Source organism: Flavobacteriales bacterium (assembly GCA_021296215.1).
Classification (GTDB): Bacteria; Bacteroidota; Bacteroidia; order Flavobacteriales; family ECT2AJA-044; genus ECT2AJA-044.
In genome coordinates this window covers 1-22,242 of record JAGWBA010000037.1, presented here as the reverse complement: position 1 = coordinate 22,242, position 22,242 = coordinate 1, and the positions used below count along the sequence as shown (strand labels likewise).

The window sequence follows — 22,242 nt, the reverse complement described above, 5'->3', positions numbered from 1 at the left end:
TCCTTGGTAAACGTTCTTCTCTTTGACATAATCTTCTAAATTTAAGTTTCCTAAACTGTTTTAGAAAATCTGTCCAGCCCTTTAAGGGGCTAATACATTTTCAAATTGCTGGCAACGGTTTGTATAAAAAACGTAGGGCTTTCGGAGCGATAATTTGTCAACCGAAACAGATGCTATTTGAGTGCAATGACCTCTCTGAAACCCCTGTCAGTCCTATGTATTTTTATACTTTGTTAGCGGTTTGTGCTTTTTTATTCTTTTCTTTTTCGTCCTTTACTCAACTGATTTCAAGCAGTCCGTACTTGTCCAGTAGTCGTCCTTCTTTTCAGTCGAGCGTGGGGCATTTTTAATAATTTCTTTTCTTGGGTTGGCTTTGTAAGCTCTTTTGCAATTTTTGGTTTGCGCTGTGGCTTGTGCGAATTGCAAATGTGCTGACAAACAGGGTGGCTGATTCCATTATGAACCCATTATGAGCCCTTTGAGCCCATTATGAGCCCATTACTTTTTCAATGTATATGCCGTTCCTGCTCCAGTTTGTCCAACCTTGTCAAATAACTCCCATTTCTCAACTAATTCGGTCAGGTCACGGGTCGCTGTTGCTTTAGAAACTTCATATAACTCTTGATATTCCGAATTTGATATTTTCTCTTTTCCCTTTACAAATAGTACCGCTTTCACCTGCCTTTCATTCAGCCCTAATTTTTCAAGCTGCTCCATATTTATGGTGTCTTTCAAAATAGTCAGTAAAAACCCTCCATCTCGTTCCGTCATTTCGGGTTCAGGTAGTTCCGCAGCTTTACAAGTGTCGATGATTTTAATTGTTCCCCTTCCCCAAGCGTCAATGTAACCACCTTTGAAGGCTACATCCGCAATTATTGGATTTCTCGGCCTTGATGAATGCGAACGCTTTAGTGCTTCTAAGGTCAGTCCTTCGGGTAAAAAACCTTCATTCCAAATGCTGATTTTGTTGTCACAGACCCGAATTTGAATAGGTGCGCCCATGTAATTCCGATGAACCAATGCATTCAAAATCATTTCACGCATGGCAGCAACCGGATATTCACCTTTTTCAATGCGGTGCATCCCCTCAAAACCAATTGGTTTGATGAGAAACTTATGGTCTAACTGGCTCAATATTGCTGGAAGCAATGAAACCAAATTGCCTTCTTCTGTTTCCTGAAACTTTATGTCAGTATCGTCATTTCCGAATCGCCCGATTTTAACGAATGTGTTTGGATAGAACTTTCCAGGGGCTTTCCCGAACAAGGTGATGGCCGCTCGTTTGAGTTGTCCATTTTCTGTCAAGCGTAATTTTTCCAAAAGTTCGGATACGGAAAGCCCGTCATTTTCAGGAAGACGACCTGCTTTCTCTGCTGCTTTCAGGTAAACCTCAATGCTATCTTCGTCTATATCGTCAATTGTGGCTCTTGGTTCAATTACATCATCCCAAGTTTTGCCTGACTTTTCAAGAAGAAATTCATTTAACGATGCTCCGGTCAATTCCTGTTTAGTGCTTCCAGAGCGGTAATAATATCTACCTCTCAACGATATGGGAACAGAATAGGGAGGGACAACAATTTCGATAAACCGATTTCCATTCTCCTCAAACAGATTAACCTCTACTGTAATTCCCATGAGATTGCGGATTTTGTTTGGAATTTCGTCCATCAACTTCTTGTAGTCAGAAAGGTGAACCACATTACCGTTGTCATCTTTGCCAATGAAAATATTGCCGCCTACTGCATTCGCAAATCCACATACCCATTTGAGGTAATCGTCATGCCAACTTTGTTTGTATTCTATGTTTTGTTGTTCGGGCATTAGCCAATAATGTATTTTGTATTTTTCTCTATGAACTTAAAGTCCATTGGTTGAATGTCTTTGCATTTGGCAAATTTTTCAAACGGATTGATATCTGAAAGAAAAACAACACGGTCAGTAGCTGTTGCATTTCCTTTCGTGTCTGCCCAAATTCTGGTTGTTTTGTCAGTATCTGAAATGGCATCATTAATACACCACACATTCTTGAATATATTGTTCTCTCTGATTAATCTGGCAAACTCCCTTGCAAGAGGAATTACACTTGTACGAGATTTAGCAACGTCTCCTATGACAAATACTGCAATTCCGTCTTTTTTTAAGAAGGATTTTAACTGAATTGCCACCTCTTTTGAGAATTTTATCCACTCATCAAGATTTAGGTCATCATCTAATTCGGCTGAAACCTCTGTTGGGTCTTCATTGAGAAACCAACTCCGAATCCAATTTTGCTTTGCATAATTCACAATTCCAAGGTAGGGTGGAGAAGTTAATATTAGATTGACTTTCTTTTTGAAGGGTAACAAGAGTTCATTCGTTGATAAGGATTTGGCATTTGCTTTAAACACGTGCCCTGATTGTTTTAGCCCAGTATGTTTCTTATAAAGCCGTTCTGTCTTTTCTCTCAACAAGCCGAATACATCACGATAGAATCTGTTAAGCTGATTTTTTTGAACGAATTTCCGAACATAGTCGGGGGACATACTGAAAGTGTTAGGCATATCAATGGATGCATAACCTGATGTTCCATTAGCACGTTCACCGCCATGCAATACCCCAAGTGATATTCCAATGAGATATCTGTCAAGTGGGTGCTCTGATTTCAAGAGCTTTCTTCTTAAATAACAAAGTTGTGCTAAAGTTCGCGGGTGGAATATTAAATGGACTTCAACAGGTTGTGCATTTGCCTCTTGCTGATATAATGAAGGGTCATATTTACGTTCGAGTTCATCTATTCGGGCAAATATTTCATCTTTTGTTAACTCGGCATTCTTTGCATGGCTCAAAGCAAGTGCAATGGGGTTTAAATCTGTTGCAAGCGAGTTACGGTTGAGAATTCTTGCTTCAAGTGCGGTTGTCCCTCTCCCAGAAAACGGGTCGAATACTAAATCTCCTTCTTTTGTAAAATATCTGATAAAGTAGTTAGCAAGAGAGGGCGGAAAGGCACCCAAATATGAACACATGGAATGCCATGAGTCAAAATTTCTTGCTTTTTGGTTTGCCCATGGCGTGATGAAATTTTCGATTGTAGTTGCTACTGGCATTATTCTTCTCCGGTTTCTGTTCTTATGTAATCGAAAAAATCTGAAACCATTCCGCATACAGTTTCGCACCCATTTTCAAGGTCTGCTTGCTTAATTGCTTCAATGTGTTCGGGTAAAAACACCTGATTTTCTTCCAATTGAAGACGGTCTTCAATTTTATTCTTATCAATCATAAAGGCACAAAATCCTATATGTTCACGATAACGGTTTTTGATTGATTCGACCGCTTGTGTACTATATTGCTGTGCACGTTCTAACAACTTTGTCAGGTTTGTGTTGGAATCATTGATATAAATAAAAACAGCATCTTGGTCATCTGCTACCTCAGCAACCGTTTGGGAAGTCCAACCATGGTCTTTATAGTATGCATCATTCTCGCTCACAGGAATAATTTCAATGTTTGGCGCATTCTTGCTTCCTGGTTTACTTGTGTCCGAATCTTCGGGTAGGGGTATAGTAACTACACTAACAGAATCGCTTAAAGTTTTTTGTCTCGGAGGTCTTAATTCAAGTAATATATCAGCTGTTGTTCCTTCCTCAACGGATTCTCTTGTTTTGAAGTAAGCAATTCCGTAGCCATCAACTACTCGTGCTGACCCGGTATAACTACCAAATGAATGGGGTTCGATTGCAGCAAAAAACCAATCTGGATTTGTAAATAAATTCGGATGGGCGTCTGTTTTAAATTTAATGCTAAAGGTTTTTCCGCTATACACCTCCTTTTCATTGGGTGATGTGATTTCAATAAATGTTGGTGGGTCATTGACAGGAATCGGAGGTTGCTTTTTTGTTTTGACTGTTTCTCCTGTGTCAGTTGCTTTCACACCTGTCCCGCCTCCAGATGCTTTCATGAATTGGTTTATGCGAGAAGCAAGTCGTTTACGCAACTTATCAAGGGCTTCCGTTTCATCTTTTTTCAAATAACGGTCTCGCCTTTCCTTGTCAAGCCTTTTCAATTCGTCATCTGCTGCAAGAGTGTCAACCACCAATCTTTCCAGTTGCTGTTTTATTGAAGTATCCCGTGTGTTTTCCCTTGTGCTGCTAAACAGTTGCCGTTTCGATTCATTGTCAAGATGGTCGCATTCAATTTGGAGAACCAAGTATTTTTCAAGAAACGGAAGTTTCAATTCTTGCTTGATAATTGAGTTCAGCAGGTGTCCTTGTTTCTGACCATTAAAAGTGATAACAATGGGCTGTGAGGCTTGGGTATAATTCTTTATTCTGTCCCCTGGTTTATCTCCCTCAATTGTCAAAACCCAGTAATACAAAGTCACTTTACCATCTCTAAAGGTTAGAGTAGCATCTCGTTTGTATTGCGTTAAGTCTTTGTCTGCTCCTCCGCCAAGAGTTAACCTTCTGTTGTTGCCTAAAACACTGCGGTTTTCTGTCCTTCCTTTTGTCAGGTCTTTCTGCCTTTCTCCAGAAATGGTAAACGGCAGTATTGTGTCAAACATATAGTGGTGTGCCAAGTACCAAAGAGAGGAAGTCGGACCGGTCATTTTTGCCGTGTACTTTCCCAAATCCATTCCGATATGACGTACAAGCGTTCCAGATTGGAACTGCTTTTCGGGAATTTCTACAGAGTAGGGTAAGTTATTTGAACCAACACAGTACTCATACCATCCGAGTTTTCGTTGCCCCAATCCACCATCGTTGAATCTTACAATAGTGAAAGATGTGGTGTTTCCTTTTTTGAGAACTTTATGAGGTCGTGATATTATGATGGTAAAGGTATTGAATGATAAAGCGGTTGAACCACCTTGCCCATAAGCACCCATCTGATGAAGTTTGTCAATTTTGTTGTCATCATTGAGGCTCAATATGGTTTTAGCGAAATCCTCTCCACTAATTCCAGCACCTGCATCTCGTATTTCAACAGTCGGAAATTGTTCTCTTTCGGAATCTTTTAAAGTAACGCTGATTTTTCTCGCCAGTTCTTTGATTTCCTTAGCGGAAGCATCAGTTACATTACGTAATCTACCTTCTTGAAGATTGAACCATTTTTCAGCAGCCAAACTTGGATTGTCAATGTTCTCTGGGCAACCTTGCTTATACCATTCTAAATTAAGAACTGCGTCAATTGAGTTTGTAATTCTCTCTATTAAGCCCGCAGCTGGGTCTGTACCCATATTGATTGTTGACTGGTTATTCCCCCTACCGCCTACGGGTTTCTATTGAATGTCATGGTCTTCAGTTAGCACTTCAAGGATATCGGTAACTTCTTTTGCTGTGTTCGCTTGTTATAGCTGCTCAAATATTTTCTTCATGGGAACTGCTTAAAATTCAAAGGTGTTTTTACTCGACTTGGTGTTGCTCGTGTAGGATGCCTCAAGCACTTTGACTTTATCTTTTATAGCTTTCATCATTTTAGCTATGTCGTCATTATCGTAATCATAATTGCTGCGGTTGGCGCACTTTGATAAGCTGTCCATACCATCCAGAATATTCTGAACACGTCTTCCTGCAACATTCTTGAATCGTTCTCTTTTTAATGCTTGGTTCTTTTTTGCCATAGTCATAAAAATTAGGAATATACAAAGGTATAAATTACGATATATAGCGCAAAATATATTACAATATATATTCAAAAAGCGTGTAAGGAAAATTTGGCTCTTTTGTAAAGCTTGGGTGGTGCGGTGGCTCGTGTGGCTTTACAAATGTGCCAAATGTGCGTTGGTAGAAATTGTTAAAAATGCCCGATACCGGGATTCGTTCCGATAAACAAAGTTTAATCTGGACTGGGAAATATAATAACATGTCGAACGCCGCGGAATAAAAAGTTGCGAATGGTACGGAATATGTTGTGCGAAGTAATTCAGCCATTCTTATGCCTTTTGCGCCCAAGCGAGGGCTAAAATACCGATTTGCGCCTGCGGCGCGATTGTTATGCAAGCGCTTTCTAAGGTGCTTCCGGTAGTAATTACGTCATCGACCATCCACAAGCTCGAGGGTACGGGCTTGTTCGGCCACCTCAAAGCAAATACGTTTTCTACGTTTTGGCGGCGCGACCAAGCGTCTTTTTTGGTCTGTGACTCGGTTTTTCGCACTCGCTTCAGTCCGTCCCAAACCGGGATCCCGGTAGTGTGGGAAATGCCCCGGGCGATGACCTCGGCCTGATTAAACCCTCGCTTCCGCTGTCGTTTGGGGTGCAGTGGCACGGGACACAAAGCCTCGGCTTTGAACTCGTGATTTACAATTCGACGGCCGAGCTCGGCACCAAATGGCCATCCGGCCGAGAGGCCGCCCCCATATTTAAGCGCGTGGAGGAGAGAACGGGTTGGGCCCTCATTGTCGAAGTACCACAAAGCCGCCGCCGCCGTTAAAGGAAAGCGACCGTCGAAGAGGCGATGCAGCTCGTTTCGGTGAATGTGCGGGTGATCGGTGTAGTGTAATAACCGCCTGCATCGAGCGCAAATATGCCGCTCGCCGTGGTACATTTCGGCCTTGCAGTGTAGACAGTGGTTGGGGAAAAACAGGAAACTGAGCGCCTCTGCGGGCTGGAGGATGAAACGTGGAATATGCATACTTGAAACATTATTAATTGCAGAGTTCCAAGGACGCAGTATCTTTGTCGCCATCAGTCAGTTAACGAATTTAACCAAAAAAAAGATTTATGTCTGACCAATCGAACCGCAACAACCGCATCATTATCATTGTGCTGTTGATTGCGTTGGTAGCTGCCGTCGCGGGGCTCTACATCCAAAAGCAAAACAACGACCAGGTCGTGACCGACTTAACCGAGGAGAAGAAATCCTTGATCACGGATCTCGACGAATTGGCCGGTCAATACGAGGCTTTGATCCTCGAGAACGACAGCGTCAACGAAGAGTTGGTAGCCGAGCGTGCGCGCATCATCGCATTGCGCGACTCAGTTTCTAGCTTGCAATCAGACGTTGCTCGTCTTCAGCGCTACCGCAACGAGGTTTACGCGCTCAAGAAAGAGAAAGCTGTTCTGTTGGATCGCGCCGACTCGCTCATCATCGTGAACGAACAGCTGTCGACCGAAAAGGCCGCCGTTGAGGAAGAACTCACCGAAGAGAAAGAGCGCACCAATACCCTGAGTGCTGAAAAAGCACAGCTCGAGGATAAGGTGTCTCGCGGACAGGTTCTGAATGCCGTTGAGATCATCGCTGGTGGTATCAAGGAAAAAGGAAATGGCGAAGAGAAAGAGGTGACCAAAGCTCGAAAGGTCGACCGCATCAAAACGTGCTTCGTTCTTGCCAAGAACAAGATCGCACAGGCTGGTGAAAAAGTAGTGTACATCCGCATCACCGATCCAGACGGAATGCTCATCGGGAAAAGCATGGAAGAGTATGCCGTGAACTACAATGGCGAAATGATCGTGTGCTCTGAGAAGCAAACCGTGATCTACGACAACGAAGCCATGGATGTGTGCATGTACATCGACCGTCCTGAAGGCGAAGACTGGGCAGAAGGAACCTACAACGTGGAGGTTTATGCCGAGAACGAGATGATCGGAACCAGCACGTTTACGCTGGATAGTGGACTGTTCTGATAGTCTAAAGCCTAGAGCTTAAAGCAAAAAGCCAAAAAACAATGCCCGGGGACAGTTTAAGTCCTTGGGCCTTTTTTGTTTTGGGAAATGAGAGATTACAAAAATAACAGCGTTAGGAGAGAAGGGCTCGAATTGTTTTCAGCCATTTATGTAGCTACAAAATCGTTTCCTCAGGATGAGCGGTTTGGACTCTCAAGCCAAATGATGCGGTCTGCTTTATCCATCCCCTCGATTATTGCGGAAGGATGCGGTCGCCATTCGAACAAGGAGTTCGGCCGCTTTCTTGAAATTGCTCTAGGGTCAATTCATGAATTAGATACTCGGGTTCACGCCCGCAAAACGTTGCGCCTTTTACGGTCATCCGAGTCCGAAATTGATTCGAGAATACTGAATCGAAAAAGATAATTCATTGGACTAATTAAGAAAGTCAAGCAAAATCTCGAATAAGCTTTTCGCTTTAGACTCTGGACTTTTGACCCCGAGCTTTCGCTCGGGCTCCTAGAAGAACGCCTTCAACTGCACGCTCCCGGTGTGTGTTGCCGCCACGTCTTCGCTGACGCGTCCGTCGTACAGTATATTGAGCTGCAAGTGTTTGGCGATATTGCTTTGCAAAGTGGCGTTCCACGTGGCGTTTTGACCGGGCTGCAACCCTTCGAGCATGGCGTAGGTCACGGGGGTATTGGACGCGCCGGAATAATCGTTCCGTATTATGTTGACCCTTGCTGTGATCAGCGATTTCGAAGCGACATTATAGTTAAACTCAAGGCCTGTATCGAAGGCGGTCAACTGTTCAGAGAGTTCGCTGTCGTTGACCGAAGATTTATATCCTGCGATAAAACTCAGTTTCCATTGACGACCCGGCTGGAAGGTGATCTTTTGCTCCGTTCTACGTTCCGTAAAATCATAGCTCCGCGCTTCGAACCCTTCTGAGGCGTTGCCCCGTTCACGGGTCCCGATCTGGCTATTCCAGATCCACTGTTCAAAGAACATCCAGCGCCATTGGAATTGATGTTCGATGATCCGCTGTGATTCGAACCCATAGCTCACCAAGTTGCGCCCTTGGTTTTGAGCGTAGGTATAATCCGCTCCAAAGCGAGCTTCGCTCCGTTGAAAGAATAGGCTGTTTCGCCAACCCTGATTCAGGGCAATGAGACTCGAATCGAACTCCACCGGTATGAATGGGGTGAGGCTTTCGGCCAGATTATCGCGTTGGGTTTTACGCTCGGTGTTGTAGGTGACTTGCACGGAGAACTTGCTGAGGGTTTTGCGGATATCGGTCTTATTGCGCCAGATCGCAGCCGGATTCAAGATCGCGACCTGGGTGAACTTGTTGAAGTTCGTGCGCACGTAGTCGTTCGTTTGTTGAAAGACGCGGATGTACTTGGCATCGGACGGAAACTGGGCGATCTCGAATTCATCGAGCTGTTGAATCCCGTCGTCGTTGTAGTCGACCCAGGCGTAGAGGCCTTGGCCGGCGGCGACCTCGACATAGGTGAATTCGCGCCGGGCCTCCTGACCGGAGCCGCTCTCGTAAAACGTGGTGAGGTTGATGGCGTTCTTGAGTAGGCGCTGTCGGTATTGGAATCGGCCCGTGAAGGTACGATCGAGCGGGTTGAGGCTATCGGTTAAATTTTCGAGTAAGCGATAGGTGAAACCCGCCTTGATATTGCCCGTTCGGGCAATGTGGGCTCGGCCGTTCACCGTAAAGGCGTTGGCCAGGGTCGATGGGCTCAAGTCTTGGGGACCGGGGGCGTAATCGGTCCGGGTGAGGTAGGTGAACTCGAGCCCATGGGCCAGTGAATCGTTGTTTCCAACAAAGACCTCCCACTGGTCGAATCGGTAGCTGCCCGACTGCAACGAGTCGGTCCCGAAGCTTTGCTTTTCGTTGAATTCACTTTCGCCCCGCACACCAAACTTCAGCCATTTCCAATACTGGCGAAAGTGCGACTTCTGTCGTAAGAACCGCTGTTGCGCTCCGCCTGCGTTACTTTCGAGCCAACTTGCCTGAACCGAAGCCAAGGTTCCTTTGTGGTCCACATTTCCCGAAACATTGTTCCTCACGGCCGAGTATTCCGGCCCGTCTCCTAAATATTGAAGGGTATATGAAAATCCACCCACGCCTATCTTGCGGTATCCGGCCCTCGCCGTGGCGTAATGTTGATCGCCGGTCACCAGCGTATCACTCAAGTTCCAATCGCGCTGAAACTCCACACTCCTGAATCGCTGTATGGGCTGGAATTGGTCTTGCACATATTCGTAATCGCCTCCTGCCTCCCATCCCGATTTCCACTTTTTGTCGGCGAATACATTCACGGTCGCTCCCACATCGTTGTCACCATCGAGCTCACTAAAGGTATTGGGATCGAAACGCGAAACGGTCGCTTGAGCTCCTACCCGACCTCCGTTCTGATTGAATGATAATCCGCCCGAAGCCAATTGCAACTGCCGGGGAGTTATGATCTTCCTCAGTGGAGCATACGCTCCTTGAGGCACGCCATTCACGGGTGCGATCCATTGTAATACTCTTCCGTTCACGGCCGCATCGGTCAAAATATAGTCGCCATTCCCCTCCCCCACATTAGTGAACGAGGCGCGGTATAGGGCCACGGCCGGATCCGTCGAATACACGAGAACGCTATCGAATCCGAGCGAATCAACCAGCGCATAGCGTATTTCTCCTTCCGCAAATCCTACACTATCGATGCTCGGAATCACCGCTGCATCGAGGTCATCACCTATGGTCGATAGATAGCGCTTGTGGTCGTCGCTAAGGTCTTGCTGCAGATTTTGGTTGCGGGCATCTTGCTCCGAATAAACCCCCATGGCCCACTGCCACTTTCCGGTGGTCTTGGCGACTTCGCCTTCAAGTAGTGAGCGCGCATAGCTTTGATCGGTGTATTGAAATTCGACGACGATCCGCTTCACGTTCGTGATCTGTTGCAGCACCGTAAAGGTGATCTCCCCCGCATTGTAATCTATAACATAATCGTGGTTTTGACCGCGCGTCATCAACTGACCGTCGATGTACACCCTCTCGGAACCCGAAACGATGATGATGAACTGCTCGTTATTGGCCCCGGTGAGCTTGTAGGGCCCCTGGTTTCCTTCGATTCCGAAGAAGTAATTCCGCGCGAACTGCCCGCGCGACAAAGCCGCCGATGCCCTGACCTCTATTCCGGTTTCGGCATCGCCCCGTTGAAAGGTAGCTCCACTGAGCTTTTTGTACCAGGGCATAAAGCGGAATCGCTCCGCGGTGACCTCATAATCCCCGGCAATGATGGTTCCCAACTGATCGTTCTCGAGCTCGATATACGCCCGGTCGAATTCGCGAAGCTGTTGGGTATAGCCATCCGCCTGAATGGGCACGTTGTCATCGGTAATTGAAGCACGGATGTACGTGTTTTCGTTGAGTCGGCCCGATAGCTGCAAGTCCAAACTCGAATTCAATACCAGGTCTTGCCGATTTCCCACAGTAACCCCGCGACTAATGGATCCGTTTTTATCGAGCCCTTCGAAAGGTTCAAAATCGATGCGCTCTTCGGCCACTTCATAATATCCGGGCGGGCGATTATCGAGCATCCGCATATTGAGTAGGCTCGTGTCTTTGTGTGCTTGATCGGCTCCGAAGTTGAACGGCAAAACGGTATACTCGATGGTGAGTGAATCGCCGAGTCCCGGGGCGACCCAGAGACGGCGGGTTTTGAAATCGAAAGAGTAGTCACGGGGCGACAAAGGGCCACTTCGCGCCGCGAGGCGCATAGAATTAGGAACCACCGAAAGCGAGTCGAGCGTCAGCGTGTCCGTCGGCCAGGCCATGGTATAGCGACGATGATCGGGGTCGGTCACCTGCGATTTCGCAGGCGACAGCATCAGCATCAGCGACAGCAACAACAAATGTCGCAGGACACCTCTAAAATGTGATCGCAGGGACTTCATGAGCGGTTTATTAACGATGAATTGTGGGTTTTGTTAAGTGGTGAGGTGAAAATCGGCCCATTGCATCGCGTATCTTAGCCGCAAAATAGGGTACTATGAAGAAGTTTGTGCTGTTTTTACTGGTTTTCGGCCTCGCGGCCGGATGCGTTCCGATCAAAAAATTCGAAGAATTACAAGCGAACTACGACCAAAGTCAAGAAGAATTGGCCCGCTTGAAGACGGAGAATTCGGAGCTTTCGATGACCCTCAAGGAAATAGAGGCCGAGCGCGATAAGTTGGCGAAAGCGGTTAAGGCATTGGAAGCCGATACGACCTCAAAAGGCAAGCAACTGCGAGCCTTGAAGAGGAGCTACCAGGAACTCAACGACAGCTACGAGCTGCTGATCGAGAACAACAATTCGCTCATCGCGCGAAATGCCGAAGAAAACCGCCGACTGCTCGAAGAGATGCAGCTGCTCGAGGCCAAGCTTCAGGGCAAGGAAGATTCGCTCCGCATGCGGGCCGAGGAGATGGACAGTATTTCAACGGCCTTGATGGCACGCGAAGCCAAAGTGAACGAACTTCAGCGCATGCTCACCGAAAAAGATTCGGCTGCCGAAGCCCTGCGCAAGAGCGTGGCGGATGCACTGCTCGGATTCAAAGGTAAAGGGGTGAACGTTGAAGAAAAAGACGGCCGTATTTACGTGACCTTGGACAACAGCTTGCTGTTCGAGTCGGGCAAATGGGATGTAGGTTCAGAGGGGACTCAGGCCCTGGATCAACTCTCAGCCGTGTTGGCAGATAACCCCGACATCAACATCTTGATCGAGGGCCATACCGACGACGATAAGTACTACGGCGGACAGGTCATCAAAGACAATTGGGACCTCAGCGTGATGCGCGCGACCAGCGTCGTGAAGATCCTGACCAAGAACAAGGGAGTAGACCCTACTCGCGTAACTGCGGCCGGTCGCTCAGAGTACTTGCCGGTGGCCTCGAACGAAGAAGATGCCGGAAAGGCCAAGAATCGCCGCATCGAGATCATTTTGATTCCCGATTATCAGGCGTTGTTGGATTTGATCAACGAGTAACTCTGTAGCGAGAAATTTCTTTTACATTGTTTTCATGAAGACAATGAAAGCGGCTGTAACGCTCAAGGCGGGTGGCCCTGAGGTCATTCAGGTCGAAGAGCGAATTCCGGCCAGCAAGGAGGGGTGGGTATTGGTTCGCGTTCGTGCTGCGGGCATGAATAGATCCGAAATGTATACCCGACAGGGCCATAGCCCGAACGTCGATTTTCCCAGGATTCAGGGAATTGAGTGTGTCGGAGAAGTCGTTGAAGACCCCTCAGGAACCTATGAGTCTGGTCGGCAAGTTGCCGCCTTAATGGGTGAAATGGGCCGTGAATATGATGGCGGATATGTAGAATACGCTCTTCTACCACTATTTATTCTGAAGCCCTTTTCGAGTCCTTTGCCGTGGGCCACTCTGGGTGCTGTTCCCGAAATGTATCAGACCGTCGGCGGTTCGCTCATATCGGCCTTGGACATTCAAGAAGGTTTCACCTTCTTGATTCGAGGAGGAACTTCGTCTATTGGACTGCTTTCCATTCAACTAGCCAAAATGAAAGGCCTTTCGGTCATCGCTACTACGCGGAATCCCGATAGAGCCGACTTCCTATATGATCACGGGGCTTCTGAAGTCGTTGTCGACGATGGTCAAATATCGGATCGCGTTCGTAATCTTCGGCCCAAAGGCGTTGAGAAGGTCCTTGAGTTAGTGGGAACAGCAACATTGCGCGATTCGCTGCAGTGTTGCGCAAAGCGCGGGGTCGTGTGTATGACCGGAATTCTGGGGAATTCCTGGGGACTCGAAAATTTTCAGCCCCTGGGCGATATTCCTCCTACGGTTCGCCTAACGGCTTACAGTGGTGGTCCAGAAGACCTCTCCTCTGAACAATTACAGGAGTTTCTCGACGGGGTGGCAGCAGGCATGATCAAGTTGCCACTTGGCCCAACTCTGCGAATCTATCAGGTAGCAGAGGCACATCAAATGATGGAGGATAGCTCAGCTAAAGGCAAAATGGTCATTTTGATGGACTAAGGCCTCAAGGTTTTCCACCAACCGACCAGTTGTTTGCGCTCACCTTTGGTAAGCCGCGCTTCGGGATGCATGTTGGCGTAGGGCTTGAGCGGCATTTCACCTTCCATGGTCTCTTCGACCATTTCTTCGAGGGCGTGTGAGCGCTTGGCTTTTCCGCGGTTACCCCATTCGTTGAAATTGAGATGGCCTTTCCCGTGGTTTACGTGATCCTGGATGATCCAGCTAACGGGGGCGATCTCTGAATACCAAGGGTACTTGGTCTCGTGTGAATGACAATCGTAGCAAGCGTCTTTGAAAAGCTGTTCGATCTCGGGGTCACCGGGATACATCGCTGCGAAATCTTTGGACGGATCCACTTCGGGAACCGACCTATTGGGTCGAATGGCCTGTATTCCGAGAAGGACAAGGGCTACGAGTATGAGGATTCTTTTCTTGGTCATATCAAAAATGTACATCGGCCCATTCGGCTCCTTTTTTGTCGAACATCAATCGAGCAAAGGGGCACAAGGGCATGATCTTTAATTCGTTTTCTCGGGCGTGTTCTACTATGGCTTCGACGAGTTGAGCAGCCTTACCCGTTCCTTGCAGGCTGTCGTCGACTTCGGTGTGATCGATGATCAGTTTCCCGGTTCCGGCCATGGTATAGGTCGATTCGTCCAGGCGCTTGCCCGAGTCGTCCCAATAAAAGGCTCCTTTTCGACCGTCGAATTCGTGTTTTAATTCCATGTTCTCGAAGATAAAGAAAGTCCTAATATGCCGGGCATTGAGGACTTTTCAAACCTAGTAGTGGATGCCCATGTGGATGGCTTGAGAAGAATCCCCCGGTCATGGGCTAACCGGGGGTTGGCATTAACTAAACTATTGGTCAACTTTTCAATTGAGCAAAGTAAATGTATTACTTCTTTTTTGAATAGCAATACTATTGCTTATTCATTTTACTTCTCCGCTGATATACAGTATTGCCTCACCGTATGGAACGTTGGTGTTCACGATGATCGACTTGCGGAATTTACCCATGGATTTCGGGTTATAGGTAGCGGTAATGCTTGCCGTTTCGCCGGGCTGAATGGCCTCTTGCGGGTAATCGGTTGCCGTGCAACCACAGCCGGGCTTCACCTTGGTAATGATCATGGCCTCGCCCGATTCGTTCGTGAAAACGAAGGTGCACGATACCGGTTGGTTTTGTTCGATGGAGCCGAAGTCATGTGTTAATTTTTCGAACTTCATCGGGCTATCGTCATCGGATTTTAGCTCGGCGCCGGATACACCGAGCGCTTTACTCATCGCGCCGTGAGGCGCAAAACCACCCGATGTGGCGAAGGATATGGCCATTAAACCGAAGGTCAACGTCAGGAGTAAGAGTGAAAATTTTCTCATCTTTTTATGTTTTTGATTCGAACCAAAGGTAGATGGGCCCATTGTAGATCGCTGCTAATGAGGTCCTAATAATTGTTAATGGCCTGTTAAACACTGAACAAATGGCGCGCGAACACCTTATTTTAGCGCAGTGAAAAATCGGCAGATACAAATGGTGGTGCTCCTTGGGGCGCTTTCGATCATTGGAATCATCTCGGCTCAGGTATTCTGGGTGCAGAAAGCCTATGCTTTTGAGGAGCGCGAATTCAACCAAAAGGTACGCGAGGCCTTGACCGTAGTTTCGCACCAATTGGCCGAGTTCAATGGCCACGATCCCAACCGCGAAAATCCCGTTCGACAGCTCGGTAAGGATTACTTCGTGGTAAACGTTCAGGACTTCATCAATGAAGAGGTGTTGGAGTATTACCTGAGCAAGGAGCTCGATTACCAACACATCGAGATCGGATATGAATACGCGATCTACGACTGCCAGTCGGACCAAATGATCGCATGCAAACCAGAAGGTGCACTTCCTTCACAACCGCAATTACCGGCCGCCGAAATGCCCAAGAGCAAGGAATATCTATACTACTTTGGAGTGCGGTTCCCGACTAAGAATCAATACCTCCGCGCGAGTTTGGGCCCTTGGACCTTCACTACCCTGCTCGTTTTCGTTGCCACGATCTTCTTTAGTTACTCGATTTTCATCATCCTTCGTCAACGCCGATTGAGCGAGATCCAGCGCGATTTCATCAACAACATGACGCACGAGTTCAAAACGCCCATCAGCACCATTGCGATATCGAGCCGGGTGTTGAGCGAGGAAGAGATCAAAGACGAACCCGAACGCTTAAAAAGCTACGCGAACATCATCTCCGATGAAGCCCAGCGCTTGAATACTCAGGTGGAGAAGGTATTGAAGGTAGCCAAGAGCGAAAAGGAAGAGCTGAGCCTCAAGAAGGAGTGGCTCGATGTACACGAAGTCCTGGAAACAGCGGTGAACAAACTCAATCTCAAGAGCTTTGGTACGGACGCCAAGATCACCTCGGACCTCCGGGCCGAGCGTCGGTTCATCGAAGCCGACCGTACGCACTTCATCAACGTGGTTTGGAACTTGCTCGACAATGCCGTGAAATACAGTAAAGAACAAGTAGACATTTGCGTGCGCACGGTGGATTCCGACAAACTACTGCAGGTGAGCATTCAGGACACGGGAATCGGAATGGCACCCAATCAGCTCAATAAGATCTTCCACAAGTTTTATAGGATTCCGACCGGAAACGTACACAACGTGAAAGGGTTCGGATTGGGTCTGCACTACGTTAAGAACATCGCTGCGGCGCACAAATGGAAGCTTCAATGCGATAGCACGGAAGGGGAAGGAAGCATCTTCACCTTGTCGATCCCTCACGCTAGAATGAATTTATGAGTTACTCCGGAGCGCACATCTTGTATGTCGAAGACGATATCAACCTCAGCTTTGTCACCAAGGACAACCTCGAAAAGCACGGATTCAAAGTCACCCATTGTCCCGATGGCGCGGCTGGAGTAGAGTGCTTTGAAAAAGGGACTTTCGACTTGTGTTTGCTCGATGTCATGATGCCGAAATTGGACGGCTTCGCCCTGGCGGAGGTCATTCGAAAGCAAAATCAGGATGTTCCCATCATATTCCTAACGGCCAAGAGCATGAAAGAGGATCGCTTGGCCGGACTGCGTACAGGGGCCGACGACTACCTCACCAAGCCCTTTAGTATCGAAGAGTTGATATTGAAGATCGAGATATTCTTACGTCGGAGCAAGTACTCGGAGCTCAGCGAAGAAGACCCCAAGGAATTCGACCTCGGCGCCTTTCATTTCGACTATCAAACATACACGCTGAGCAGCAAGAACGAAAAGCAAAAGCTCACTCAAAAGGAGGCCCAGCTCTTGCACTTCTTCTGCACCCACCCGAACAAGGTATTGAAGCGCGACGAGATCCTGATCAATATCTGGGGCGACGACGACTACTTCCTCGGACGCTCACTCGACGTTTTCATATCGCGCTTGCGCAAGTATCTGAAGCCCGAATCGTCGATCTCCATCGACAACGTTCACGGGGTCGGATTCGTGTTCAAGGTCTAACGGACGGTAAAACGGATAAAGCTCCCGCTTTCACCGCCTTCGTACACGGTGTGCATCGCCTTCACGTAGTCCGTTTCATCTGCCTCAAAAATATTCTCCACGAAGTTCTGCGGGTTCCGATCGAACAGCGGAAACCACGTGCTCTGCAGCTGAATTTGCAGCTTGTGCCCCTTCTTGAAGGTGTGGTTTACCGCTTGCAGCGGGATACGTACCTCGGTCGCTTTATTCGGCTCAAACGGTTCGGGAGTGGTGAACCCGTTCCTGAATCGACCCCTTAAGATCTCGGACCTCACCAGCATGTGGTGATTAGCGAGCTGCACCCCATCAGGCGTTTGCTCGTGATTCGCCGTGTCTCCCGGAAAAACATCGATGAGCTTTACGACCCAATCGGCATCGGTCCGATCCGTGGACACGAATAAATTCGCAATGATCTCACCGCAAAGGGTTAGGTCTTTCTCGAGCACCGCGGTTTCGTATACGAGTACATCGGGTCTACGGGCAGCAAAACGCCGGTCTTCGCACATATAGGGCCGGGGGTCATGCGCCATTCAAGGTCTTCGGATGATCGATATGAGACCGGCTTATTCGGGTTGCTGACAAAGGTGCTTTCGGTAGCGCGTGGTTCGGTCACCTCGGCAAGCCTACCACCCGAGGCCAAAAAGAGCGTATCGGGCCGCAGGCCCCCGGGAGGCCACTGGTTAAAGGTATCCCAACGACAAACTCCGGTGTTGTACACATAGGCCTCGGCGGGCGTGTAGTCTCCTTGTTCGTGCAAGTGGTTGCGGAAGAAGGGCGCTTCGATGTGCCGTTTGAATCCGTCGCTCAAATCGGACCCGAAGTACCTATCGCCCACCACCTGCTGGTCTTTGTAGTGCGCCCAGTTTCCGTGACTCCAAGGCCCCATGACCAGGGTGTTTTGGCCCTTAGGGCCGCGTTTGCCCCCCAAGGTTCGGTAAATGTTGAGCGGCCCGTAGAGGTCCTCGGCATCGAAGAGTCCACCTGCGGTCAGTACCGCCACGTTATTATCGTCGAGGTGCGGTAAAATGCTGCGCTGTTGCCAAAAAGCATCGTAGTTCGGGTGCGCCTTGATCTGCTCCCAAAAGAAATCGCCCTTGGGCTTGAATGCCTCTCGCGACGCATGGGTCGGATGGTCCAAAAAGAACTGATAGGGATCGAGGTTATCGGGGTCCGGAAACTTATCGATATACCAGCTTTACTCTGTAGGTTCGCTCTGGAAGCCAAAAACCGGGTTCACAGCCCAATATCCCAAAGTATAGGCTCCGCGGTGATGAAAATCGTCAAAGTAAAAGTCACTTACGGGTGCCTGTGGACTCACGGCCTTAACGGCCGGATGCGCATGAATGGAAGCAGCTGCCGCGTAAAACCCGGGGTAGGAAATCCCATATAAGCCCACGCGGCCATTGTGGTTCGTTAGCTCCTTTAGCAGCCATTCAACGGTGTCGTACGTATCAGTTCCTTCGTCAATTCCCCCTCCGGTGGTGTCGGTTAAAAAGGGACGCATATTATCCCATTCGCCTTCGGATTTCCAGCGGCCTCTTACGTCTTGGCGAACCAAAATATACCCGCCGTCTAGCAAGTGCTTGTTGCGCGTCATTGCCACGGTTCCCTCGGGGCCATAGGGTTTACAACTGTAGGGTGTTCGCTGCATCAAGATGGGGTAAGGGCGCGATTGATCCCGTGGAACATAAGCAACGGTGTAGAGTTTAACTCCGTCGCGCATGGGAATCATGAATTCGAGCTTTTCGTACTCGTCTTGTAACCGTTTCTCTATGACTTCTCGGTCCGAAACTTCTTTTGAAGCTTCAGAGTTGTTCATCTCGCCGCTAGGCGAAGAACAAGAAAAAATTAGGGCCAAGAGGCCTATTCCTAGGCATAATCTATATAGCATCTCATGGGGTTTGTCTCCGAAGATACTAATTGTACGGCCTTGGAGTATTTTTGCCTTCGGCAAGTCTGTTTTGGTCTACCAAAGTTCATTCGGGCGTCGCCCGAGGATAATTGATTGCCTGCGGCAAGACCGATATTGCTGAGCAAAGGGTATTCGCTGCGCGAGGATGTGCTTATTGCCTCAGGCAGTTGGTTTCGGTATCCGAAGTGTATTTGCCTGCGGCAAGTGTATTCCGGCTACGCCGGAGTTGAAAATCCCGGGTGTGCAAACCCTTGGACCGAACACGTATACCGGGGCGATTCGTTGCGTTTCATTCATTCTTGCATATCACAACTCATATGCGGGTTAAAATGAATCATAGAATCAATTACATTGAGTTGACTATGGAAATACAATTGTCAACTCCATGGGGCGTTGGATTGCTTTACGGAAACATATGAAAATACGGCATAGGCGAATCGCACTTGTTTTTTTGGCTCTCGCTTTAGTTGAAGCCGTAATAGTAGGATATCTCTTATTGAATTCAACAGAGATTGAAGTGCTTACTCTAATTCAATGGGGCTTATTGATTCTGTCGAGTTTGATGTTCTATTTTGTGTATAGTAAGAAAAAGAAATGACCGCTCCTGTTCAATTAAGGAGTGCTTTGGGAGAGATTATTTAGTAGCGAAAGAATTATAGTTAGAGCAAGCCTTCTTACCATAAGACCGTACACCACGGCGATTCACGCAAGCGTAATTTAGGTTTGGTACCAGCCGCCTACTGATACCCATGGCCCGTATGACTAAGTGTTATTGGTTCGGCAACAAAGCCTTATTCTATGCTTAAGGCTAACCAGCTACTTCTGCACTTTGCTAGACAATACGGCTGAAACGTGAGCCTTAAGTGTACAATCCGCTGAGGTATAAAAACAGGAAATTACAGATTCAACTTGCTTCTATAAACCCTTAATGAGACGTTTATTTTAGGCTCTTTTTGGGTCCTCTGTTCTCATTCGCTCTAGCTAACATGGAGCTTATTGTGTCGAGTTTTTTGATGTAACGCTCCAAATAGCTCTTCATTTGGGCTACACGAGTTCTAAGCTCATGAGCAGATTGTGAATTTTGATCTAGGCAATGCAAGTGATCTCGTGCACCAACAGGGCCTTCAAAAAAATATGACAGTGTTACTTGTAAAATGCCGCACAGTTTCGGTAGTAAAGAAGCTGGCAGCTCGGACTTACCTGCCTCTATTCGGGCCATTGTACTCTGACTAATCCCGAGCTCCTCGGCCAAATACTCTTGACTGAAACCTCTCTGTGATCTAAGAATTTTGACTTTTTGGCCGATCATAGCTCTGTGGTATGATCAGCACTTACAAGAAAAAAACCTCAGAATCCTTGTCCCACCCTAATGTAACTCATCGTTCGTTTTTATTCGTCGGTAGAAAATCCGATTTTACCACTGAGGTTTAGCAATGCACGCGTATTGGGTGGGACCGTGCCTTACTAAGATATAACTCTCAGTCCAACTTATGTAAGATTAAGTTAAAATATTGTTCTTTTTGCTGTCGACCAAAGAAACATCCTCTTTAAAATCACACTTCATATTTCACTGCTCCCCAGAAAAAAGACCTGATCCGCAATCAGCTTGTCCAGCTCACGTATGACACGTTTGCTATTGATGCCGGTGTCTAGCGTTAAGTTCAAGCACTCGCGGTAGAAGTCGTCCATAACATTGAAGCTACGGAACTTTACGCCGTTACTCAGTACATCGTGCATGAAGTAGAGGACTAGTCACAAATATAGAGTACTTGATTTCGAAGATACCGATTGGTAATCTTCTCTTTCTTCACGAACACTGTAATTGATTTTGGCAGGTGTGCCTTATCATTTCTGGACAATACAATTTGATTGAATTTTGAAGGCTCATACCTCAAAATGACAACTGGTTTCTCTTTATCATAACAGCCGTAACATAGATTGATGTTCGGGACGATCACCCGGTTCAGAGAATAAAGAGAGTTTATGGGAATAACATTCTCGACCTGACTACACTTTTTAAGTACGGACAGAGGGACGCAATCTTCTCGATTATTCCCAAACGTAAGAATGAATAGAATAATTAAAGGCGTCATTGTCATTTTCTAAAACTAAAAAGTGGATCGTACCATCCTGTGAATAGACACCTTCGGTGTAGTATGGATTACACGTCTTGTCTAGTTTGAGATTGATGGTTTTTTTGATTTCTAAGGTTTCAGTATTAATTAGGGTTGCCTTTGCTTTTTCTGAATCCTTGCCCGGTATTGAAGTAAAAACAGCCATGGTGTTGTTTCCGATGTAGTCTATTCCCAATAAATGTTCACATGAGCCTACACCATTGTTTTCGTCGTTCCGAAGCATTTCGATTAATCTCTTCGCTTGAAAGCAGTGCTCTAATAGAAATGTATCTGGAAACAGTATTTTTATTTCATCAAAACAATCGTTCTGTAGAGACAACCCTATGCTATCAACCTGAAAAGTACCCAACTCAATATCATAAAGATTAACCCCTGTAGGATCTGCTATAAAGACATGCCCATTCGAAACTTCAAAGTAACGCTTGTTCATGTAGCCAAGGTAACCCTTTGATTCGTCCTTTAATCTGTAGCTAAACACTATTGAATCTTTTTCGATATCAAAAACGTCAATGCCAACCCGGTTTAATCCATTTCCATACTGTTCAAAAGGATAGGAGTTTCCAAAGACTATGTATGGATAGCTCGCAAGAACTCTCTCGTGCCCAACCTTTTTATCTTTGACTTCAAATTTTCTAACCAATTCAACTGTTGAGGGATCATAAACATCCACCGTTGAGCTATTACGAACAACAATGAAGCCAATTCTTTCTTCATAGAAGACATCGTATGGCTCAAAATCTAAAGTGTCGATTCGACTTATTGATACCGAATCGACACCTTTTGTTAGAAAAAGTAATGTTTCTTTATCGTAGTTCACAACGAATTTGCCGGTATGGTTTTCACTTTGAATGGAATATACCATAGGCCATTCGGTAGGATCGATAGTCGTTAGAGAGGTCTTCGATACTAATGAAATTTTCGATTGTCCGTTCGAAAGAAACGCGAAGGAACTCGCAAGCAAGAAAGATATTATGGTCTTATTCATAAAGTTTACCTATAGCCATGGGTGAAGGCTTACCCTAGTTAGTAACACTTAAAACTAGTGATTTCCATTGATATTGATGGTCTGGCAGCAGCGAAGAA

The 22,242-nt window shown here is 47.0% G+C and carries 16 protein-coding genes and 2 pseudogenes; 6 read left to right on the top strand and 12 right to left on the bottom strand.

The window, feature by feature from the left end; all coding sequences use genetic code 11:
- Window positions 1-498: 498 nt before the first annotated feature.
- The 5 genes and pseudogenes from J4F31_07435 to J4F31_07415 all read right to left on the bottom strand — a co-directional run bounded on the left by J4F31_07435 (window position 499) and on the right by J4F31_07415 (window position 6,607).
- Complete coding sequence (locus tag J4F31_07435) at window positions 499-1,821, bottom strand: putative DNA binding domain-containing protein (protein MCE2496391.1); 1,323 nt, start codon at window positions 1,819-1,821, stop codon at window positions 499-501.
- On the bottom strand, window positions 1,821-3,083 hold the full coding sequence (locus J4F31_07430; GenBank protein MCE2496390.1) for a restriction endonuclease: 1,263 nt from the start codon (window positions 3,081-3,083) through the stop codon (window positions 1,821-1,823). Before J4F31_07430 ends, J4F31_07435 begins: the two co-directional genes overlap by 1 nt.
- Window positions 3,083-5,350: pseudogene (locus J4F31_07425) on the bottom strand (ATP-binding protein). The gene J4F31_07430 and the pseudogene J4F31_07425 overlap by 1 nt, the downstream one beginning before the upstream one ends.
- 9 nt (window positions 5,351-5,359) lie before the next feature.
- A complete protein-coding gene (locus J4F31_07420; protein MCE2496389.1) occupies window positions 5,360-5,596 on the bottom strand; it encodes a hypothetical protein in 237 nt (78 codons plus the stop codon).
- A gap of 312 nt (window positions 5,597-5,908) precedes the next feature.
- Window positions 5,909-6,607 carry a ComF family protein gene (locus J4F31_07415; protein MCE2496388.1) on the bottom strand — a complete coding sequence of 233 codons (699 nt, stop codon included), beginning with the start codon at window positions 6,605-6,607 and terminating at the stop codon, window positions 5,909-5,911.
- A gap of 89 nt (window positions 6,608-6,696) precedes the next feature.
- Here J4F31_07415 and J4F31_07410 point away from each other — a divergent pair, with 89 nt between their 5' ends.
- Both J4F31_07410 and J4F31_07405 read left to right on the top strand, forming a co-directional pair.
- Window positions 6,697-7,599: a hypothetical protein gene (locus tag J4F31_07410; GenBank protein MCE2496387.1), complete on the top strand. Its 903-nt coding sequence runs from the start codon at window positions 6,697-6,699 to the stop codon at window positions 7,597-7,599.
- Window positions 7,600-7,686: 87 nt separating this feature from the next.
- The gene (locus J4F31_07405; GenBank protein MCE2496386.1) at window positions 7,687-8,004 is read left to right on the top strand and encodes a four helix bundle protein; all 318 of its coding nucleotides are present in this window, start codon (window positions 7,687-7,689) and stop codon (window positions 8,002-8,004) included.
- 93 nt (window positions 8,005-8,097) lie between these two features.
- Here J4F31_07405 and J4F31_07400 read toward each other — a convergent pair whose 3' ends face one another.
- Window positions 8,098-11,535 (bottom strand): hypothetical protein, encoded by a 3,438-nt coding sequence (locus J4F31_07400; protein ID MCE2496385.1) that lies wholly within the window; start codon window positions 11,533-11,535, stop codon window positions 8,098-8,100.
- Between the two features lie 95 nt (window positions 11,536-11,630).
- On the opposite strand from J4F31_07400, the gene J4F31_07395 reads away from it, so the two are divergent.
- Both J4F31_07395 and J4F31_07390 read left to right on the top strand, forming a co-directional pair.
- Window positions 11,631-12,605 carry an OmpA family protein gene (locus J4F31_07395; GenBank protein ID MCE2496384.1) on the top strand — a complete coding sequence of 325 codons (975 nt, stop codon included), beginning with the start codon at window positions 11,631-11,633 and terminating at the stop codon, window positions 12,603-12,605.
- A gap of 34 nt (window positions 12,606-12,639) precedes the next feature.
- Entirely contained in the window at window positions 12,640-13,617 is a 978-nt protein-coding gene (locus J4F31_07390) for a zinc-binding dehydrogenase (GenBank protein ID MCE2496383.1), read from the top strand.
- Here the strand turns inward: J4F31_07390 and J4F31_07385 are convergent.
- The 3 genes from J4F31_07385 to J4F31_07375 all read right to left on the bottom strand — a co-directional run bounded on the left by J4F31_07385 (window position 13,614) and on the right by J4F31_07375 (window position 14,994).
- A complete protein-coding gene (locus J4F31_07385) occupies window positions 13,614-14,057 on the bottom strand; it encodes a heme-binding domain-containing protein (GenBank protein MCE2496382.1) in 444 nt (147 codons plus the stop codon). The two genes, J4F31_07390 and J4F31_07385, sit on opposite strands and share 4 nt — an antisense overlap.
- A 1-nt stretch (window position 14,058) precedes the next feature.
- The gene (locus J4F31_07380; GenBank protein MCE2496381.1) at window positions 14,059-14,343 is read right to left on the bottom strand and encodes an N-acetyltransferase; all 285 of its coding nucleotides are present in this window, start codon (window positions 14,341-14,343) and stop codon (window positions 14,059-14,061) included.
- A 204-nt stretch (window positions 14,344-14,547) separates the two neighbouring features.
- Window positions 14,548-14,994: a DUF1573 domain-containing protein gene (locus J4F31_07375; GenBank protein MCE2496380.1), complete on the bottom strand. Its 447-nt coding sequence runs from the start codon at window positions 14,992-14,994 to the stop codon at window positions 14,548-14,550.
- 130 nt (window positions 14,995-15,124) lie between these two features.
- Between J4F31_07375 and J4F31_07370 the strand changes: the two genes are divergently transcribed.
- Together J4F31_07370 and J4F31_07365 are read left to right on the top strand one after the other, a co-directional pair.
- Window positions 15,125-16,402 carry a HAMP domain-containing histidine kinase gene (locus tag J4F31_07370; GenBank protein ID MCE2496379.1) on the top strand — a complete coding sequence of 426 codons (1,278 nt, stop codon included), beginning with the start codon at window positions 15,125-15,127 and terminating at the stop codon, window positions 16,400-16,402.
- The gene (locus J4F31_07365; protein ID MCE2496378.1) at window positions 16,399-17,094 is read left to right on the top strand and encodes a response regulator transcription factor; all 696 of its coding nucleotides are present in this window, start codon (window positions 16,399-16,401) and stop codon (window positions 17,092-17,094) included. Before J4F31_07370 ends, J4F31_07365 begins: the two co-directional genes overlap by 4 nt.
- Here J4F31_07365 and J4F31_07360 read toward each other — a convergent pair.
- The 3 genes and pseudogenes from J4F31_07360 to J4F31_07350 form a co-directional block, all read right to left on the bottom strand.
- Window positions 17,091-19,003, bottom strand: a pseudogene (locus J4F31_07360) (CocE/NonD family hydrolase). The gene J4F31_07365 and the pseudogene J4F31_07360 sit on opposite strands and share 4 nt — an antisense overlap.
- Before the next feature lie 958 nt (window positions 19,004-19,961).
- Window positions 19,962-20,333: a helix-turn-helix transcriptional regulator gene (locus J4F31_07355; GenBank protein MCE2496377.1), complete on the bottom strand. Its 372-nt coding sequence runs from the start codon at window positions 20,331-20,333 to the stop codon at window positions 19,962-19,964.
- Between the two features lie 740 nt (window positions 20,334-21,073).
- Window positions 21,074-22,021, bottom strand: a complete 948-nt coding sequence (locus tag J4F31_07350) for a hypothetical protein (GenBank protein ID MCE2496376.1) — start codon at window positions 22,019-22,021, stop codon at window positions 21,074-21,076.
- Between the last annotated feature and the right edge of the window lie 221 nt (window positions 22,022-22,242).

What these genes read in the sequence shown, in the direction of transcription:
- J4F31_07395 (MCE2496384.1), top strand. Translation starts at nt 11,631, where the DNA reads ATGAAGAAGTTTGTGCTGTTTTTACTGGTTTTCGGCCTCGCGGCCGGA.
- J4F31_07430 (MCE2496390.1), bottom strand. Translation starts at nt 3,083, where the DNA reads ATGCCAGTAGCAACTACAATCGAAAATTTCATCACGCCATGGGCAAAC.
- J4F31_07390 (MCE2496383.1), top strand. Translation starts at nt 12,640, where the DNA reads ATGAAGACAATGAAAGCGGCTGTAACGCTCAAGGCGGGTGGCCCTGAG.
- J4F31_07350 (MCE2496376.1), bottom strand. Translation starts at nt 22,021, where the DNA reads ATGGTATATTCCATTCAAAGTGAAAACCATACCGGCAAATTCGTTGTG.
- J4F31_07410 (MCE2496387.1), top strand. Translation starts at nt 6,697, where the DNA reads ATGTCTGACCAATCGAACCGCAACAACCGCATCATTATCATTGTGCTG.
- J4F31_07435 (MCE2496391.1), bottom strand. Translation starts at nt 1,821, where the DNA reads ATGCCCGAACAACAAAACATAGAATACAAACAAAGTTGGCATGACGAT.
- J4F31_07375 (MCE2496380.1), bottom strand. Translation starts at nt 14,994, where the DNA reads ATGAGAAAATTTTCACTCTTACTCCTGACGTTGACCTTCGGTTTAATG.
- J4F31_07415 (MCE2496388.1), bottom strand. Translation starts at nt 6,607, where the DNA reads ATGCATATTCCACGTTTCATCCTCCAGCCCGCAGAGGCGCTCAGTTTC.
- J4F31_07355 (MCE2496377.1), bottom strand. Translation starts at nt 20,333, where the DNA reads ATGATCGGCCAAAAAGTCAAAATTCTTAGATCACAGAGAGGTTTCAGT.
- J4F31_07385 (MCE2496382.1), bottom strand. Translation starts at nt 14,057, where the DNA reads ATGACCAAGAAAAGAATCCTCATACTCGTAGCCCTTGTCCTTCTCGGA.
- J4F31_07420 (MCE2496389.1), bottom strand. Translation starts at nt 5,596, where the DNA reads ATGGCAAAAAAGAACCAAGCATTAAAAAGAGAACGATTCAAGAATGTT.
- J4F31_07380 (MCE2496381.1), bottom strand. Translation starts at nt 14,343, where the DNA reads ATGGAATTAAAACACGAATTCGACGGTCGAAAAGGAGCCTTTTATTGG.
- J4F31_07405 (MCE2496386.1), top strand. Translation starts at nt 7,687, where the DNA reads ATGAGAGATTACAAAAATAACAGCGTTAGGAGAGAAGGGCTCGAATTG.
- J4F31_07365 (MCE2496378.1), top strand. Translation starts at nt 16,399, where the DNA reads ATGAGTTACTCCGGAGCGCACATCTTGTATGTCGAAGACGATATCAAC.
- J4F31_07400 (MCE2496385.1), bottom strand. Translation starts at nt 11,535, where the DNA reads ATGAAGTCCCTGCGATCACATTTTAGAGGTGTCCTGCGACATTTGTTG.